Origin of the sequence: Maritimibacter alexandrii (assembly GCF_005871115.1) — a bacterium.
In the GTDB taxonomy this organism is placed as follows: Bacteria; Pseudomonadota; Alphaproteobacteria; order Rhodobacterales; family Rhodobacteraceae; genus Maritimibacter; species Maritimibacter alkaliphilus.
This window is the reverse complement of record NZ_SWKQ01000009.1, coordinates 125794-139564: the sequence shown is the minus strand read 5'-3', so window position 1 is coordinate 139564 and position 13771 is coordinate 125794. Positions and strand designations below refer to the sequence as shown.

Here is a 13771-nt window from a genome sequence, read left to right as displayed (position 1 = left end):
AGGCAGAACGAATCCATGTCGGAACCGGTAACCAACGCTGAAATCGAAGACGTGCTGTCCGCAGTGCGCCGGCTCGTGTCGGAAAGCGGTGCGCCGCGGCGTGAGGAACGTCGTCGTGAGCCGGTCGGAAAACTCGTGCTTACACCGGCTTTCCGCGTCGATACGGTGGCCGATCCCGTCGCGACGGACAAGGCGGACCCGGCGGATATGGCCGATGCGCAAGGGAACGAAACGGCCGAGGCCGACACATCGCAGCCTGTGGAAAAACCGATGGCTTCGGTCGAATCGCTCGTTCAGCGTGCCGTGTCCGCCGCACCCGAGCCGGTGGACCAGGACACGGATGAGGACTGGGACGAGCCGGAGGTGGCTTTGTCGTCCGATGAAAGCCAGCCGGTCGAGGACGATGTGCCCGAGGCCGGGTTCGTCGAATTGAACGATGAGGACGAACTCGTCTCGTCGCTCGAAGACCGGATCGCGGAACTGGAATCCGTGGTGACCGACAGCACGACGCAGGATTGGGAACCCGATGGCTCGGAAGAGCAGGACGCTCCGGCGACCGTGATCTTCCGCCACGCCGGGGCCGCCGCAGGACCGCGTTTCGACGAACCGGACCACGCAGAGCCCGTGGACGAGGAGCCGGAGGTCGATCTGCCGGACCCCGACCCGATGGGCGTTGCCGAGGCCGCCGAGATCGACGTGCAGGAGTGGGAGGATGTCGATGACACGCCCACGGCCTATGCGGTGCCCGATATCGACGAGGACGAAGACGATTACGATGCGCCCTATGCGGCGGAACCAGAGCAGGTCATGGGCGACTATGAGATCGGCGAAAACACCGCCGACGACATGGTGATCGACGAGGACATGCTGCGCGAAATCGTCGGACGGCTGGTTCGCGAGGAACTGCAAGGCACGATGGGCGAGCGCATCACGCGCAATCTGCGCCGCATGGTCCGCCGTGAAATCGCACGCGCTATTGCGCTCAAGGATTTCGACTGAACGACGTCATCCTTTCGAGGTAGGGATCAACGCGCCAGCGCGAAGAGGGCGCTGACGTCGAGATGCGTTTCGAGGTGATCGGCCAGCGCATCCAACGTCGCGTCTACCGCTGCGCCGTAGGACATTTCCGATGTCGGCGCCCCGAGTCTCGCCAGAAAAACCCGGCGGAACGCGTCTGAATCGAACATTCCATGCAGGTATGACCCGCGAACCCGGCCCGTCGCATCGGCGGCGCCCTCGGCGTTTCCTGACACGATCAGCCAGCCGCGCGACGTGTCGGGCCCCTCGGTCTTGCCCAGATGGATTTCGTAGCCCGTCAGACCGATCCCGCTTTCGCGGTCGACCGCCTCGGTGAGCGCAAGGCGTTTTTCCGGCTCCAGTGTCGTGACCACGTCGAGGTGCCCCAGCCCCTCGACCTCCCCCGGCGGACCTTCGATCCCGTCTGCGTCCACGATCCGCCGCCCAAGCATCTGATACCCGCCGCAGAGGCCCAGAACGTGACCACCGCGCCGGATGTGGGCGGCAAGGTCGATGTCCCAACCCTGCGCCCGGAAATGGGCAAGGTCCGCGATCGTGGATTTCGAGCCGGGGATCAGGACGAGGTCGGCGTCGCCGGGCAGGGGTGTTCCCGCCGCTATGATCTCGACCGTGACGCCCGGTTCGGCCGCCAACGGGTCAAGATCGTCGAAATTCGCGATGCGGTTCAGGCGCGGCACCACGACCTTGAAGGTTCCGCCGGGGCGGGGGGAGGCGAGGTCCATGATATCCTCGGCAGGCAGACGCCACGCCTCGGCGAACCACGGCACCACGCCCAGCGACGGCCATCCCGTGTGCCGCGTGATCTCGACCAGCCCATCGTCGAACAGCGTCGGGTCACCCCGGAACTTATTGATGAGGAACGCGACGATCCGGTCGCGGTCGGACGCGGGCAGGACGGCATGGGTGCCGACCAGTTGCGCGATCACGCCGCCCCGGTCGATGTCGCCCGCCAGCACGACGGGCACGTCGGCGGCTTCGGCAAAGCCCATGTTGGCGATGTCGCCCGCCCGCAGGTTCACCTCCGCCGGGCTGCCCGCCCCTTCGACCAGCACAAGATCCACATCGGCCCGCAGACGCTGAAAGCTGTCCAGCACGCGGGGCATCAGGTCGCCCTTCATCCGCCCATAATCACGCGCCTTGACGGTGGCAAGACGCTGTCCCTGCACGATCACCTGCGCCCCCGTGTCGGTTTCGGGCTTGAGGAGCACGGGGTTCATGTCGACCACCGGATCGCGGCGCGCGGCCCTTGCCTGCAAGGCCTGCGCCCGCCCGATCTCCCCCCCGTCGACGGTGACGGCGGCGTTGTTCGACATATTCTGCGGCTTGAACGGCGCGACCGATATGCCGCGCCGGACCGCAGCGCGTGCCAGACTCGCGACGAGCATCGACTTGCCCACGTTCGAGCCCGCGCCCTGGATCATGATCGCCTTTGCCATACCCCCGGTTAGCGCGTCCTCGGCGCAAGGGGAAGCATGTAGAATCGCTTGACAGGAATCAAAATATCGGGAAATCCAGAAATATGGATACAGCCCGCGCCACAACCGCCTTTGCCGCCCTGTCGCAGCCGCTTCGCCTCGACGCGTTCCGCCTTATCGTCGCGGCAGGTCCACAAGGCCTGCTTGCCGGTGAGATCGCCGAAGCGATGGGGGCCAAGCAGAACACCATGTCGACCAACCTCGCCCAATTGCGCGATGCTGGGCTTTTGGTGTCGCGCCGCGAGGGGCGGGGGGTGCGCTATGCCGCCGACCTCGTGGCGGTTCAGGGGCTCGCCGGGTTCCTGCTGGATGAGTGCTGCGGGGGGCAGCCGGAGCTATGTGCGCCGGGCCGACCGAGCGAGCTGGGTCGAATGGAGGGCTATGCCATGACCGACAAGAAGAACGTGCTGTTTTTGTGCCACGGCAATTCGGCGCGCTCGCTGATCGCCGAGACGATCCTGAACGCCGAGGCGGGTGACAAGTTCCGCGCCTTTTCCGCCGGGGCCGAGCCGAAATCCGGCCCCCATCCCTACACCATCGACCTGCTCAAGACGCTGGGCCACGACGTGTCCGGCCTGCGCTCGAAAAGCTGGGACGAGTTCGGGCTGGCCGAGGCGCCGGAAATGGATTTCGTGTTCACCGTCTGCGACAAGGCGGCGGGGGCCACCTGCCCGGTGTGGCCCGGCCAGCCGATGAGCGCGCATTGGGGGGTCCCGGACCCGGTCGGGGCACAGGGCAACGAAGCCGAAAAGCGGCTGGCCTTCTCCGACGCATACCGGATGCTGCGCAATCGCATTCTGGCCTTCACCGCCCTGCCGCTCGAAGCACTGGACAGCCTGTCGCTCAAGCGTGAACTCGACGATATCGGAGGCATGGGGGCCGAGGAGCGCGCCACGTGACGCCCGACGTGCCACGCAAGCTTGTGGCCGAGGCGCTGGGAACCGCGCTTCTGGTCGCGACCGTGGTCGGCTCGGGGATCATGGCCGACGCGTTGAGCCCGGATGATGCGGTCGCGCTGATCGGGAACACGCTGGCAACCGGCGCGATCCTCGTCGTGCTCATCACCGTCCTCGGCCCGGTGTCCGGCGCGCATTTCAACCCGGCGGTAACGTTGGCCTTTCTGGTGCGCGGCGGGATCGACCCGAAACTTGCCGGGGCCTATGTCGCGGTCCAGATCGCGGGCGGGATCGTCGGGACGGTTCTGGCCCATGCGATGTTCGAGCTGCACCTCGTGCAGGTGGCGACACAGGTGCGCGCAGGCCCGCCGCAATGGCTGGCCGAGGTCGTGGCGACCTTCGGGCTTCTCATGGCGATCCTCGGCGGGCTCAGGGCCCGGCCCGATGCCGTCCCCGCGCTGGTCGGACTTTACATATCCGCGGGCTACTGGTTCACGGCGTCGACATCTTTCGCCAACCCCGCCGTCGCGATTGCGCGCAGTCTGACCGATACCTTCGCGGGCATCCGCCCGGTCGATCTGCCGGGTTTCGTGGTGGCCCAATGCACGGGCAGCCTGATCGCGGTGGCACTGTTCGGATGGCTCTTGGCGGACCGGCCCCGCGCGAACGCCGTGTGACAAACAGAAAAGCGCGCCCCCCCAGGGACGCGCTTTTCTCGTAGCCGATGATCGTTCGGATCAGGCGGCTTCGGCAGCTTCCGCAGCGTGGCGACGCTCACTCTCTTCACGCGAGAGGGCGACCGAGGTGCGCACACCTTTGCCCACGAATTCCATCAGTCCCGAGACGACGCGTTCGTTCGGGTCGATGCCGGCGCAGGACAACACTTCGCGCCCATCGCGCGAGCGGGCCCAGCGGGCGATCTGCTCAGGACCATTGCCGTATTTCTTGTCATCCGCGATCGCGTCATCGAGCGCGGCAAGAACCACCGCCGCAAACAGTTTGCGTGCCCGGTTCCCTTGTTCATGATTGAAGGCAGTACCGTCGACGTTGTCGAGCATTCCCAGTCCTTTTGTTGTTCTTGTCTTGCACTTGCTGGCGTGCTGGCCAATATGCGGTTTTGTATCCGATTCGATATGGACCTCAGCGCATGGCTGCCATGCGTATAGCGCATACCTTGCCATGAGGACACACTAATTCTAGTCGGCTTGCAGGCAGCCAGTCCCCCGGATATAGGTGCCGCCAAATCTTCGTCAACCTTTTGCCACGGTTTCGCCACATGCCCAAAATCAACGGAAACGAAATTCGTCCCGGTAACGTGCTGGAGCACAACGACGGTCTTTGGGCCGCCGTGAAAGTCGATCATGTGAAGCCCGGCAAGGGCGGCGCCTTCGCTCAGGTCGAACTTCGCAACCTTCGTAACGGGTCAAAGCTTAACGAACGGTTCCGCTCTGCCGACAAGGTCGAGCGCGTGCGTCTTGAGCAGAAAGACATGCAATTCCTGTATGAATCCGACGGGATGCTGACCTTCATGGACACCGAGACCTTCGATCAGGTCGAGCTTCCGGCCGAGATCCTCGGCGACCGTCGCCCGTTCCTTCAGGACGGCATGACCATCGTGGTCGAGTTCCACGATACCGAGGCGCTGAACGCGACCCTGCCGCAGAAAGTGACCTGCACCATCGAAGAGACCGAGCCGGTCGTCAAAGGTCAGACCGCCGCCAACAGCTTCAAGCCCGCGCTGCTCGACAATGGCGTGCGCATCACCGTGCCGCCCTTCGTCGGTCAGGGTGAAGCGATCATCGTGAACACTGAAACCATGGAATATTCCGAGCGCGCCTGACGCGACGGAATGCACGGAATTGAGCGGCCCCGGCACCCTCCGGGGCCGTTTTGCGTTCAGACGCCCAGTTCTTTCAGCAGCCTGTCGACCATGCCGCGATAACTGGCGCCGAACAGTCTGAGGTGCACGAGAGCCGGCCAGAGCGTGTAGACCGTGCGCCGCGTTTCCCATCCCGGTTCGAGCGGTCCATAGGCCTCGTCGAACCCGCGACCGGGGCTTCCGAACAGGTGAAGCATGGCAAGGTCGACCTCGCGGTCGCCGTAATAGCACGCCGGGTCGATAAAATGGACGCCGCCCTCGGGTCCGAAAAGCAGGTTGCCGGTCCACAGGTCGCCATGCAGCAGGGCAGGGCGCGGCGCGGCCGGCAGAAGATGCGGAAGACGTTCGGCCAGATTTGCCAATCGCGGCGCGACCCCGCCGGGCAGATAGGGCGCATGGGCAAGCAGGCGGCGCGAGGCCCAGAAATCGGGCCAGTCCGTCGTTTCGGAATTCGAAATTTCGACGTTGCCGAAGGCGTAGTCCTCATTCCAGCCATAGTTCGCGCCGGTCGCGCCATGCATCTGAGCAAGCGCCTCACCCGCCTTCGCCCAGGCGGTCGGCTGGGGTGCGCCTTCGTCCAGTGCTTCGATCAACAGAATGTTTCGCGCGACCCCGACCACATCGGGCACGGGCGCGCCGGTTTCGGCCATCGCGGTGAGCATCCGCGCCTCGCGATCCACCAGCGGGCCGGACTTGGCGACGACGCGTCCGCCGCCTTGTAGCGTGACGAGGGTGACCGCCGACAGATCGCCGCCATGAAGGGGTCGGCGGGCCGCAATGCGGTCGCCGGTCAGGTCGAGGACCGCGTGGTCTAGCGCGTCCATGTGACGGTCGCGTCACCGGCGGCCATCGGCCGCTCGGCCCGGTCGAACCGCAGATACGCGATGGCCCGGTCGCCCGCACGGGTGTGGAGCACACCCGCCGGTTTCCCGTCGTCGGTCGTGATCTCGGTCCCCGGTTCGGCCTCGCCGTCGACCGCCACGGTCACGAACCCTTTGCGCAGTTCCGTCTTGTGTTTCATACGCGCGGTGACTTCCTGCCCGACGAAGCACCCTTTCTTGAAATCCACGCCGTTCAGCCGGTCGAAACCGGCTTCCAGAATGAAGGTGTCCGGCGTCAGCTCCGCGCCAGAGGCGGGCACGTTCAACTCGACCCGCAGCGCCTCCCAGTCCGTTGTGGGGGCGTCGCCGGGCGTGTCGGAATAAAGCCGCCAGCCAAGCGCCGCGTGGCGCGGGTCGGGGAAGGCACCCTCGGGCATATCCTTGCGCCCGCGCAGCGCGAATAGCTCGGTCGGCTCGATCTGCACATCGGCGCGCAGCTTGTACATCGTCAGCCGCTGGCCCAGCGTCTGGGCAAGGTCGCTGTCCACGTCGATGAGCAGCGCGTCGCCCACATCGACCATGAAGAAATCGGCGATATACTTGCCCTGCGGCGTCTGAAGCGCGGCATAGGCAATGCCGCCGGGTTTGACGTTGTTGGTGACGAGATTGTCCAGAAATTTCACGCGGTCGGCGCCGGTGATCCTGAAAATCTTCCGGTTTTCATGGGTTTCCCCGGTCATCGCTTTCCCCTGTCGGTGTTGCGGTTAATATAGGCGCTCCACCGTCAGGCGAAAGGCCCCGATGCGCGCGCGACTATCCATCGTGATCCCGACCTTGAACGCGGAAGCCACGCTGCCCGCCGTCCTGATCGCGCTCATGGAGGGGGTCGAGGCGGGTCTCGTGCGCGAGTTGATCGTGACCGATGGCGGGTCGCAGGATGCGACGCGCGCGATCGCCGAGGAGGTCGGGGCGATCTGGATCACAGGCGATGCGGGGCGCGGCGGGCAACTCGAACGCGGTTGCGCCAAGGCGGGCGGCGACTGGATGCTGGTGCTGCACGCCGACAGCGTTCCGGGGCCGGGCTGGGTCGAAGCGGTCGAGCGCGGCATGCTGCGCGGCGGGCCGGGATATTTCCGCCTGCGCTTCGCCGCACGGGGCCTCGCCCCACGCCTGACCGCCGGTTGGGCCAACCTGCGGTCCGCCCTGTTCGGTCTTTCGTTCGGGGATCAGGGATTGCTCGTGTCCCGGGCCAACTACATGGCGGCGGGCGGCTATCCCGATGTCCCGCTGATGGAGGACATGGCGCTCGTGCGCGCACTGCCACGCCCGCGCCCGCTGGATGCGTGGGTCGAAACGAGTTGGACGCGCTATCGGGGCCGGTGGCTGGCCCAAGGAAGTCGAAACCTGATCCGTCAGGCGCGCTTCCTCGCAGGGGCCGATCCGGCCAAACTCGCCCGCGGCTACCGGACCGATTGACCTTGCCCGATGCCGGGGCTACCGATTTGGCCTCGGAAAACCGGAGCCTGCCATGAACCTGTCATTCGGCCGCGATTACCTTGCCATCCCCGGCCCCTCGGTGTCCCCCGAGCGGGTGCTGAACGCGATGCACACTTCTGCCCCCAATATCTACGAGGGCGCCTTGGTCGATATGGTGGCCGACATGGTGCCGGACCTGAAGGCGGTCGCGCGGACCCAAGGCCATGTCGCGATCTACATCGCCAACGGGCATGGCGCATGGGAAGCGGCCGCGATGAACCTTCTCGCCCCCGGCGACATGGCGCTGGTGCTCGACACCGGGCGGTTCGCGGGCATCTGGGGCACGGTCTGCGAGAGGCTGGGCGTCAAAACGCAACTCATCGACTTCGGCAAGAAATCCGCCGTCGTCCCGGAGCGGGTCGAGGCCGCGCTTCGCGCCGATACCGAACACAAGATCAAGGCCGTGCTGACGGTGCAGACCGACACCGCCACCGGCGTGCGCAACGATATCCCCCTGCTGCGCGAAGCGATCGACGCAGCCGAGCATCCCGCGCTTCTCATGGTCGATTGCATCGCCTCGCTCGCCTGCGACGTCTACGAGATGGACGCGTGGGGCGTCGATGTGACGGTGGCCGCCAGCCAGAAAGGGCTGATGACGCCCCCCGGTCTGGGTTTCGTGTTTCTGAACGACAAGGCGCGGGCGGCGCAGAACCCGAATGTCAGCTATTACTGGGACTGGGCTCCGCGGATCGAGCCGGAGCGGTTCTACCAGTTCTTCGGGGGCACAGCGCCCACGCATCACCTGCTGGGCCTGCGGGCAGCCCTCGACCTGATCGCGGACGAGGGCGGGATCGAAGCGGTCTGGAAACGCCACGCCGTGCTCGCCCGCACGGCTTGGGCCGCGTTCGAGGCTTGGGGACTAGGCGGACCGATGGAGATCAACGTGGCCGACCCCGCCATGCGCTCCCACGCGGTGACGGCGTTGAGCCTTGGCGCCCATGACGGCAGCCGCCTGCGCCGTTGGGTGCAGGACAACGGCGGCGTGACGCTGGGCATCGGGCTTGGCATGTCGGCGCCGGGCGATCCGAACGGCGACGGGTTCTTCCGGCTCGGGCACATGGGTCACATCAATGCCCACATGATGCTGGGCGCGCTGGGCGTGATCGAATCCGGGCTCAAGGCGCTTTCCATCCCGCATGGCGACGGCGCCTTGTCCGCCGCCGCGCAGGTGATCGCCGAGGCCTGAGGTCAGACGCCCACTTCGGGGCCGAGGCAGAGAAGCGGTTCTTCGCTTTCCCCGGTTTCGTAAAGCTCTTCGTATTCCGGGTTGTTCTCGAACCGGGCGACCAGTGTCGAGCCACGCAGGAAGAACGACCAGCACTGCGGCTCGGGGTTGTCCTCGTAGATGAAGCAGATTTTGCCGTCGTCGGGATACCAGTGCCCGGACTTGCAGCGCCCGTCGAGAAAGGACCAGCGCACGGTTCGACCCGGCAGGTAATCCTCTCCGCCGTAGTTCTGCCCGTCGAAGCCGTACATCAGCGTCTTGCCGGTCACGTATTCCTCGAACTGCTGCGGGGTGAGGCGTTCGCTTTCCGCGGCGACGGCTGTCAGCGGCAGGCAGAAGGCGAGCAGGGCGGCGCGGATCATGCGGGGCGTCCTTTGTATCGGGCGAGCACCGGGTTCATCACCCGACGCCAGAGTTTCGGAAACAGCGCGAGCGCGGCCATCGCGGGCAACGTCGACGGCAGGGTGGGCGCATCGTCGTGGGCGGCCAGCGCCGGGTAGGGCCGCGACGGGTGCGCGTGGTGGTCGGAGTGGCGCGGCGCGTTCAGCATCAGGTGGCGCGAGAACCAGTGGCCGGCGTTCCAGCTGTGCTGCGGGCCGACTGGCTCCAGCTTGCCATTGTCCCGTGTGGCGCGCGTCAACCCGTAGTGCTGGACGTAATCGGACAGAAGAAGCTGGGTGGTCGCATACCACGACAGGAGGAGATGCGCGCCCAGCCCGGCCCAGCCCCAGACGATCGCCGAGGCCGCGACGAAGGCCAAGGCCCCGGCGCAATAGGTGACATAGGGGTTGATCCCGCCCGTGCCCCGTCGGGCGAGGTCGGCCTTTTCCGCGCGATACCCTTCGACGAAGCTTCCGAGCCACGCACGACGCGAAAACGCATAGAACCCCTCATTCTCGCGCGCCGAGTTCGGGTCTTGCCGTGACGCGGCATACCGATGATGCACCTTGGTATGCGCCGAGGTGTGGTGCCCGAACAAAAGCGAGATATAGACCCATTTCCCAAGCTCGAAGAGCGGGCGCCGGGTCCGGTGGATCAACTCATGCGCGTTCGAATTGGACACCTGCCCGAAGAACAGCCCCGCGGCTGCGAACAGCGCGAACCAGGTCGCCGGATGAAACCCGCCGATCGCCAGCGCCCGGATGACCAGTGCCAGCAGCACGAAATGCAGCATGGCGAGCAATGCCGACAGCCCGTCGGCGGCGGGCAATTCGCGGGTCGGGTCGGCGGGCGGGTCCATCGCCCGGATCAACTGATCCATGCCGAAGGTGAAAAGCGTCATGTAAAGGAAAGCGGCCCAGACCCATGCCCCGCCCGCGACCGCGCCGACCGCGATCAACACGACCGGGGTCAGGGTGGCGAGGGCATAGGCACGGACCGGATGGTTCATGCCCAAATGATACCGCCCGTGCCGCGCTGCGGAAAGAGCCTGTTGGGACTGCGGCAAATGAAACCTTGACCTGTGGCGGCCTCTCGCCATTCTGCCGCGCGGGGGAAGGAGACGTCATGATCGCACCTCTGCTCGTCTGGACCGGCATCCTCGCGGCACTGGTCTATCTGCCGATGACCGAGGACGAGCCGAACTGGCCACGCACCGTGGTCAAGGCTCTGCCGCTCATATTCTTCGCCTATGCGGCGTGGCAGGCCGGGAACACCGCCTTTCTCGTCGCGGGGCTGTTCCTGTCGGCGCTGGGCGACATGGCGCTGTCGCGGACCGGGCGTCAGACGTTCCTGTTCGGTCTCGCCGCCTTCGCATTGGCGCACCTGCTTTACGTGTTTCACTTTCTGGTGCTGTCGCAGTCGCCGCTGTGGGAGGCCTTCGTGCTGAACACGCCGATGGCGGTCTTCCTCGTGGCCTACGCGCTGGCGGCCGAGGTGTGGCTCATCCCCTACACGATGGAACTCAGGTGGCCGGTGCGCGCCTATGTCGTGCTCATCACGCTCATGGGCCTTGCCGCGCTGACCATGCCGATGGGGACCGCCTTTCTGGGGGCCGCGTTCTTCATCGCCTCCGACACGCTGCTGGCGTTCCAACTCTTCCGGCTGGACGAGGACAATCCGCTGACGGGCCGGATCGGTTGGGCGATCTGGATCGCCTACATCGCGGGACAGGCGATGATCCTGTCGGCCTGAGGCTTCCATATCGGCGAAATCGCGATTAGGTGAAAACGAACTGCGGAGGCGTCATGTCGTTTTTTTCTAAACTCAAGGACCGGTTGACCAAATCCTCGTCCAAGCTGGAACAGGGGCTTGAGGCGATCGTCGAGGATGGCGGGGTCGAGGAAGAGGCCGTTTCGGCCCAGCCCGAACCGACGCCGCCCCCCGGTCCGACACCGGCGCCCGGGCCGGGGCCGGATGCGGAACCGGAGCCTGCGCCCGAGTCGACCCCGGAACCGGAAAACGTGCCCCAGCCCGATCCGGTGACCCCGCCGACCGAGCCGACGCCGGATACGCCGCCCACCGAGATTCCCACCCCGGACAGCGACCCTGTGCCCGACGCGCCGACCACACCGCCGCCGGGGCCGTCCGAGATTCCGCAAACGCCCGACGTGACGCCGAACCCGACGCCGCTGGAGACGCCGCAACCGGCGGACCCGAAGCCGGACCTCACGCCGATGGAAATTCCCACGCAGAGCCCGGACACGGACGAGGCGCGGGGCGAAAAGCCGGGGTTCTTCGGACGCCTCATGGGGCGCGGCGCGGCCAAGACGACCGTGGTGCGCCGGGTGCTGGACGACGACATGCTTGAAAGCCTCGAGGAACTCATGATCGCTTCGGACATGGGTGTGGACACGGCCTTGCGCGTATCGGCCAACATCGCCGAGGGGCGACTGGGCCGGAAGGTTTCCGTTGAAGAGATCAAGGAAATCCTCGCCAAGGAGATCGCGCGGGTGATGGAGCCTGTGGCCAAGCCGCTGCCGCTTTATCCGAACCGCCCGCAGGTCGTGCTGGTCGTCGGCGTCAACGGCGCGGGCAAGACCACGACCATCGGCAAACTCGCCTCGCAGTTCCGCGCGGCTGGCAAGTCGGTGGTGATCGCGGCGGGCGACACGTTCCGCGCCGCCGCCGTCGAGCAGCTTCAGGTCTGGGGCGAACGCGCGGGCGTGCCGGTGCTGACCGCGCCCGAAGGGTCCGATCCCGCCTCGCTCGCCTTCGATGCGCTGATCAAGGCGCGGGCCGATGGTGCGGATCTGTTGATGATCGATACGGCGGGGCGGCTCCAGAACCGCGAAGACCTGATGGCGGAACTGGCCAAGATCGTCCGCGTCATCAAGAAGATCGACGACAGCGCGCCGCACGACACGCTTCTCGTGCTGGATGCCACCACCGGGCAGAACGCCCTGAGCCAGGTGCAGACCTTCCAGAAACTCGCCGATGTCTCCGGGCTGGTCATGACCAAGCTCGACGGAACGGCGAAGGGCGGCGTGCTGGTCGCGCTGGCCGACAAGTTCGGCCTGCCGATCCATGCGATCGGCGTGGGTGAGCAGATCGACGATCTGGCACCCTTCGACCCCGACGATTTCGCCAAGGCGCTGACCGGGTTCTGACCCTTACGCGTCCTCGGCCGCGAGGTCATGCACCTCCTGCCGCAGGGCCCGCGTGGTGTCCGGGTCGAGCTTCATTTTGCGGGCGAGCCAGTCGACCGCCTTGTCCCGGTTCACAGTGCCATAAAACTCACGCTCGTCCTTCAGCCCGTTGAGCTGTGAATAGATGACGAACAGACGGTGCAGCATCAGCATGGCGAGGTTCGGCACCACCACGGCGACAAGCCCCTCTTTCGGAACGTTCTCATAGCTGCGCCGCTCCATCGCGACCCGCGCGGCATCGCTGGTGCCGGCCTTCACGAACCGCAGGTTTCCACCGTCGATGATGGCGGGAAGGCCGACTTCCATGTCCGGCTCTTCGCCGTTCAGAATGCGTTTCCAAGGGTCGAGCATGTCACGATTGGAATAGGGGGCCGAGACGAGGATATGGATGACCTTGGCGGATTTGAGCAGCCTGAGTTTGTGTATCGTTCGGCTCCTGACGCAAATGACGGGGCGGACGGTCGAACCGGCACGCCGTGACAATAATACTTCCAGTATACATGGGCGCCCGATCACGCTGAATGTTTATCTTGCGTAAATCTTTTGAATCCGAAGGGCGGAATAGCCGCGCGTTTCCCGGCGTGACCATAGGACCAGGCGGGCGTCGGCGGCGGGGATCGGCGCGGGATTTCCCTTGTTAACCGCTTTTCCCGGCGACGCAAAAAAACCGGGACTTCTGCCCAATTGTTTTCAAATTCGACGGCTATGTGCGATATTGTCATCATCACAAGTCAGGTTTTCCTGACCACAACGAGCAGATTTCAGGGCATGGCCCGACGCAGAGCAACAGAACCCACGCTCCTTCTGAAAGGAACCCGCACCGCGATGTCCTTCGTCGCCGAGGCGCGGCGGCTTGCGATTTCCGATCCCTATCCCGAAGACGGGCAGGCCGGGTATTCGGTCATGGCCGACGTGCTGGCGCGGGCCGTCCTGTTTGCGAACTGGGAGGTGGTGGGCGCGGCCGCGCTGATCCGGGCTGGCGATACCGTGCGCGTGGCAGAGGCGGGGCTGATCGGGGCGTTTCGCACCGACGAATACATGCGCCGGCTGACCTGGCGGATGCTGGCGGACGCCGCCCACGAACTTTCCGATACGGTCGAGATACAGGATGCCTGGCGCGAGTCGCTGGATATCGCGCCCTTCATCAACCGCCGCCGCGTGAACCGGGCCGAAGACAAGGCGGCGCGCCCCATGCCGATAGGGCGGCTGACCATTCCCATGGATGCGGCGATGGCCGCGCGTCTGGCCGACAGCGAGCGTCAGGGCAGGGGCCGCGGAATCCCTCGTGCACCTCGGGGAATGTCGCTGTAATCA

The 13771-nt window shown here is 65.7% G+C and carries 16 protein-coding genes; 9 read left to right on the top strand and 7 right to left on the bottom strand.

Annotated features, from left to right (window positions below; all coding sequences use genetic code 11):
• Window positions 1-15 precede the first annotated feature (15 nt).
• The gene (locus FCT00_RS01435) at window positions 16-999 is read left to right on the top strand and encodes a hypothetical protein (protein ID WP_138421559.1); all 984 of its coding nucleotides are present in this window, start codon (window positions 16-18) and stop codon (window positions 997-999) included.
• A 26-nt stretch (window positions 1000-1025) separates the two neighbouring features.
• Here the strand turns inward: FCT00_RS01435 and FCT00_RS01430 are convergent, their stop codons facing one another.
• Complete coding sequence (locus FCT00_RS01430) at window positions 1026-2474, bottom strand: cobyric acid synthase (RefSeq protein ID WP_138421558.1); 1449 nt, start codon at window positions 2472-2474, stop codon at window positions 1026-1028.
• An 83-nt stretch (window positions 2475-2557) separates the two neighbouring features.
• Here FCT00_RS01430 and FCT00_RS01425 point away from each other — a divergent pair, with 83 nt between their 5' ends.
• Together FCT00_RS01425 and FCT00_RS01420 are read left to right on the top strand one after the other, a co-directional pair.
• A complete protein-coding gene (locus tag FCT00_RS01425) occupies window positions 2558-3412 on the top strand; it encodes an arsenate reductase/protein-tyrosine-phosphatase family protein (protein ID WP_138421557.1) in 855 nt (284 codons plus the stop codon).
• A complete protein-coding gene (locus FCT00_RS01420; protein ID WP_138421556.1) occupies window positions 3409-4086 on the top strand; it encodes an aquaporin in 678 nt (225 codons plus the stop codon). Before FCT00_RS01425 ends, FCT00_RS01420 begins: the two co-directional genes overlap by 4 nt.
• A gap of 60 nt (window positions 4087-4146) precedes the next feature.
• On the opposite strand, the gene FCT00_RS01415 is transcribed toward FCT00_RS01420, so the two are convergent.
• Window positions 4147-4467: a DUF6280 family protein gene (locus FCT00_RS01415; protein WP_008334725.1), complete on the bottom strand. Its 321-nt coding sequence runs from the start codon at window positions 4465-4467 to the stop codon at window positions 4147-4149.
• Between the two features lie 218 nt (window positions 4468-4685).
• Between FCT00_RS01415 and efp the strand changes: the two genes are divergently transcribed.
• Entirely contained in the window at window positions 4686-5249 is a 564-nt protein-coding gene (gene efp / locus FCT00_RS01410; RefSeq protein WP_008334727.1) for an elongation factor P, read from the top strand.
• Window positions 5250-5305: 56 nt separating this feature from the next.
• On the opposite strand, the gene FCT00_RS01405 is transcribed toward efp, so the two are convergent.
• Together FCT00_RS01405 and ygfZ are read right to left on the bottom strand one after the other, a co-directional pair.
• Window positions 5306-6112 (bottom strand): fructosamine kinase family protein, encoded by an 807-nt coding sequence (locus tag FCT00_RS01405; protein WP_138421555.1) that lies wholly within the window; start codon window positions 6110-6112, stop codon window positions 5306-5308.
• Window positions 6100-6849, bottom strand: a complete 750-nt coding sequence (gene ygfZ / locus FCT00_RS01400; protein WP_138421554.1) for a CAF17-like 4Fe-4S cluster assembly/insertion protein YgfZ — start codon at window positions 6847-6849, stop codon at window positions 6100-6102. Before ygfZ ends, FCT00_RS01405 begins: the two co-directional genes overlap by 13 nt.
• A gap of 61 nt (window positions 6850-6910) precedes the next feature.
• Between ygfZ and FCT00_RS01395 the strand changes: the two genes are divergently transcribed.
• A complete protein-coding gene (locus FCT00_RS01395) occupies window positions 6911-7585 on the top strand; it encodes a glycosyltransferase (RefSeq protein WP_138421553.1) in 675 nt (224 codons plus the stop codon).
• A gap of 52 nt (window positions 7586-7637) precedes the next feature.
• Entirely contained in the window at window positions 7638-8831 is a 1194-nt protein-coding gene (locus tag FCT00_RS01390; RefSeq protein WP_138421552.1) for a pyridoxal-phosphate-dependent aminotransferase family protein, read from the top strand.
• 2 nt (window positions 8832-8833) lie between these two features.
• On the opposite strand, the gene FCT00_RS01385 is transcribed toward FCT00_RS01390, so the two are convergent.
• Together FCT00_RS01385 and FCT00_RS01380 are read right to left on the bottom strand one after the other, a co-directional pair.
• Window positions 8834-9232: a hypothetical protein gene (locus tag FCT00_RS01385; protein ID WP_138421551.1), complete on the bottom strand. Its 399-nt coding sequence runs from the start codon at window positions 9230-9232 to the stop codon at window positions 8834-8836.
• Window positions 9229-10260, bottom strand: a complete 1032-nt coding sequence (locus FCT00_RS01380) for an alkane 1-monooxygenase (protein ID WP_138421550.1) — start codon at window positions 10258-10260, stop codon at window positions 9229-9231. The genes FCT00_RS01385 and FCT00_RS01380 overlap by 4 nt, the downstream gene beginning before the upstream one ends.
• Before the next feature lie 116 nt (window positions 10261-10376).
• Between FCT00_RS01380 and FCT00_RS01375 the strand changes: the two genes are divergently transcribed.
• Window positions 10377-11003, top strand: a complete 627-nt coding sequence (locus FCT00_RS01375) for a lysoplasmalogenase family protein (protein ID WP_171042846.1) — start codon at window positions 10377-10379, stop codon at window positions 11001-11003.
• 53 nt (window positions 11004-11056) lie between these two features.
• On the top strand, window positions 11057-12418 hold the full coding sequence (gene ftsY, locus FCT00_RS01370; RefSeq protein WP_138421548.1) for a signal recognition particle-docking protein FtsY: 1362 nt from the start codon (window positions 11057-11059) through the stop codon (window positions 12416-12418).
• 3 nt (window positions 12419-12421) lie between these two features.
• On the opposite strand, the gene FCT00_RS01365 is transcribed toward ftsY, so the two are convergent.
• Window positions 12422-12940 (bottom strand): hypothetical protein, encoded by a 519-nt coding sequence (locus tag FCT00_RS01365; protein ID WP_138421547.1) that lies wholly within the window; start codon window positions 12938-12940, stop codon window positions 12422-12424.
• A gap of 285 nt (window positions 12941-13225) precedes the next feature.
• On the opposite strand from FCT00_RS01365, the gene FCT00_RS01360 reads away from it, so the two are divergent.
• A complete protein-coding gene (locus FCT00_RS01360) occupies window positions 13226-13768 on the top strand; it encodes a hypothetical protein (protein ID WP_138421546.1) in 543 nt (180 codons plus the stop codon).
• Window positions 13769-13771 lie beyond the last annotated feature (3 nt).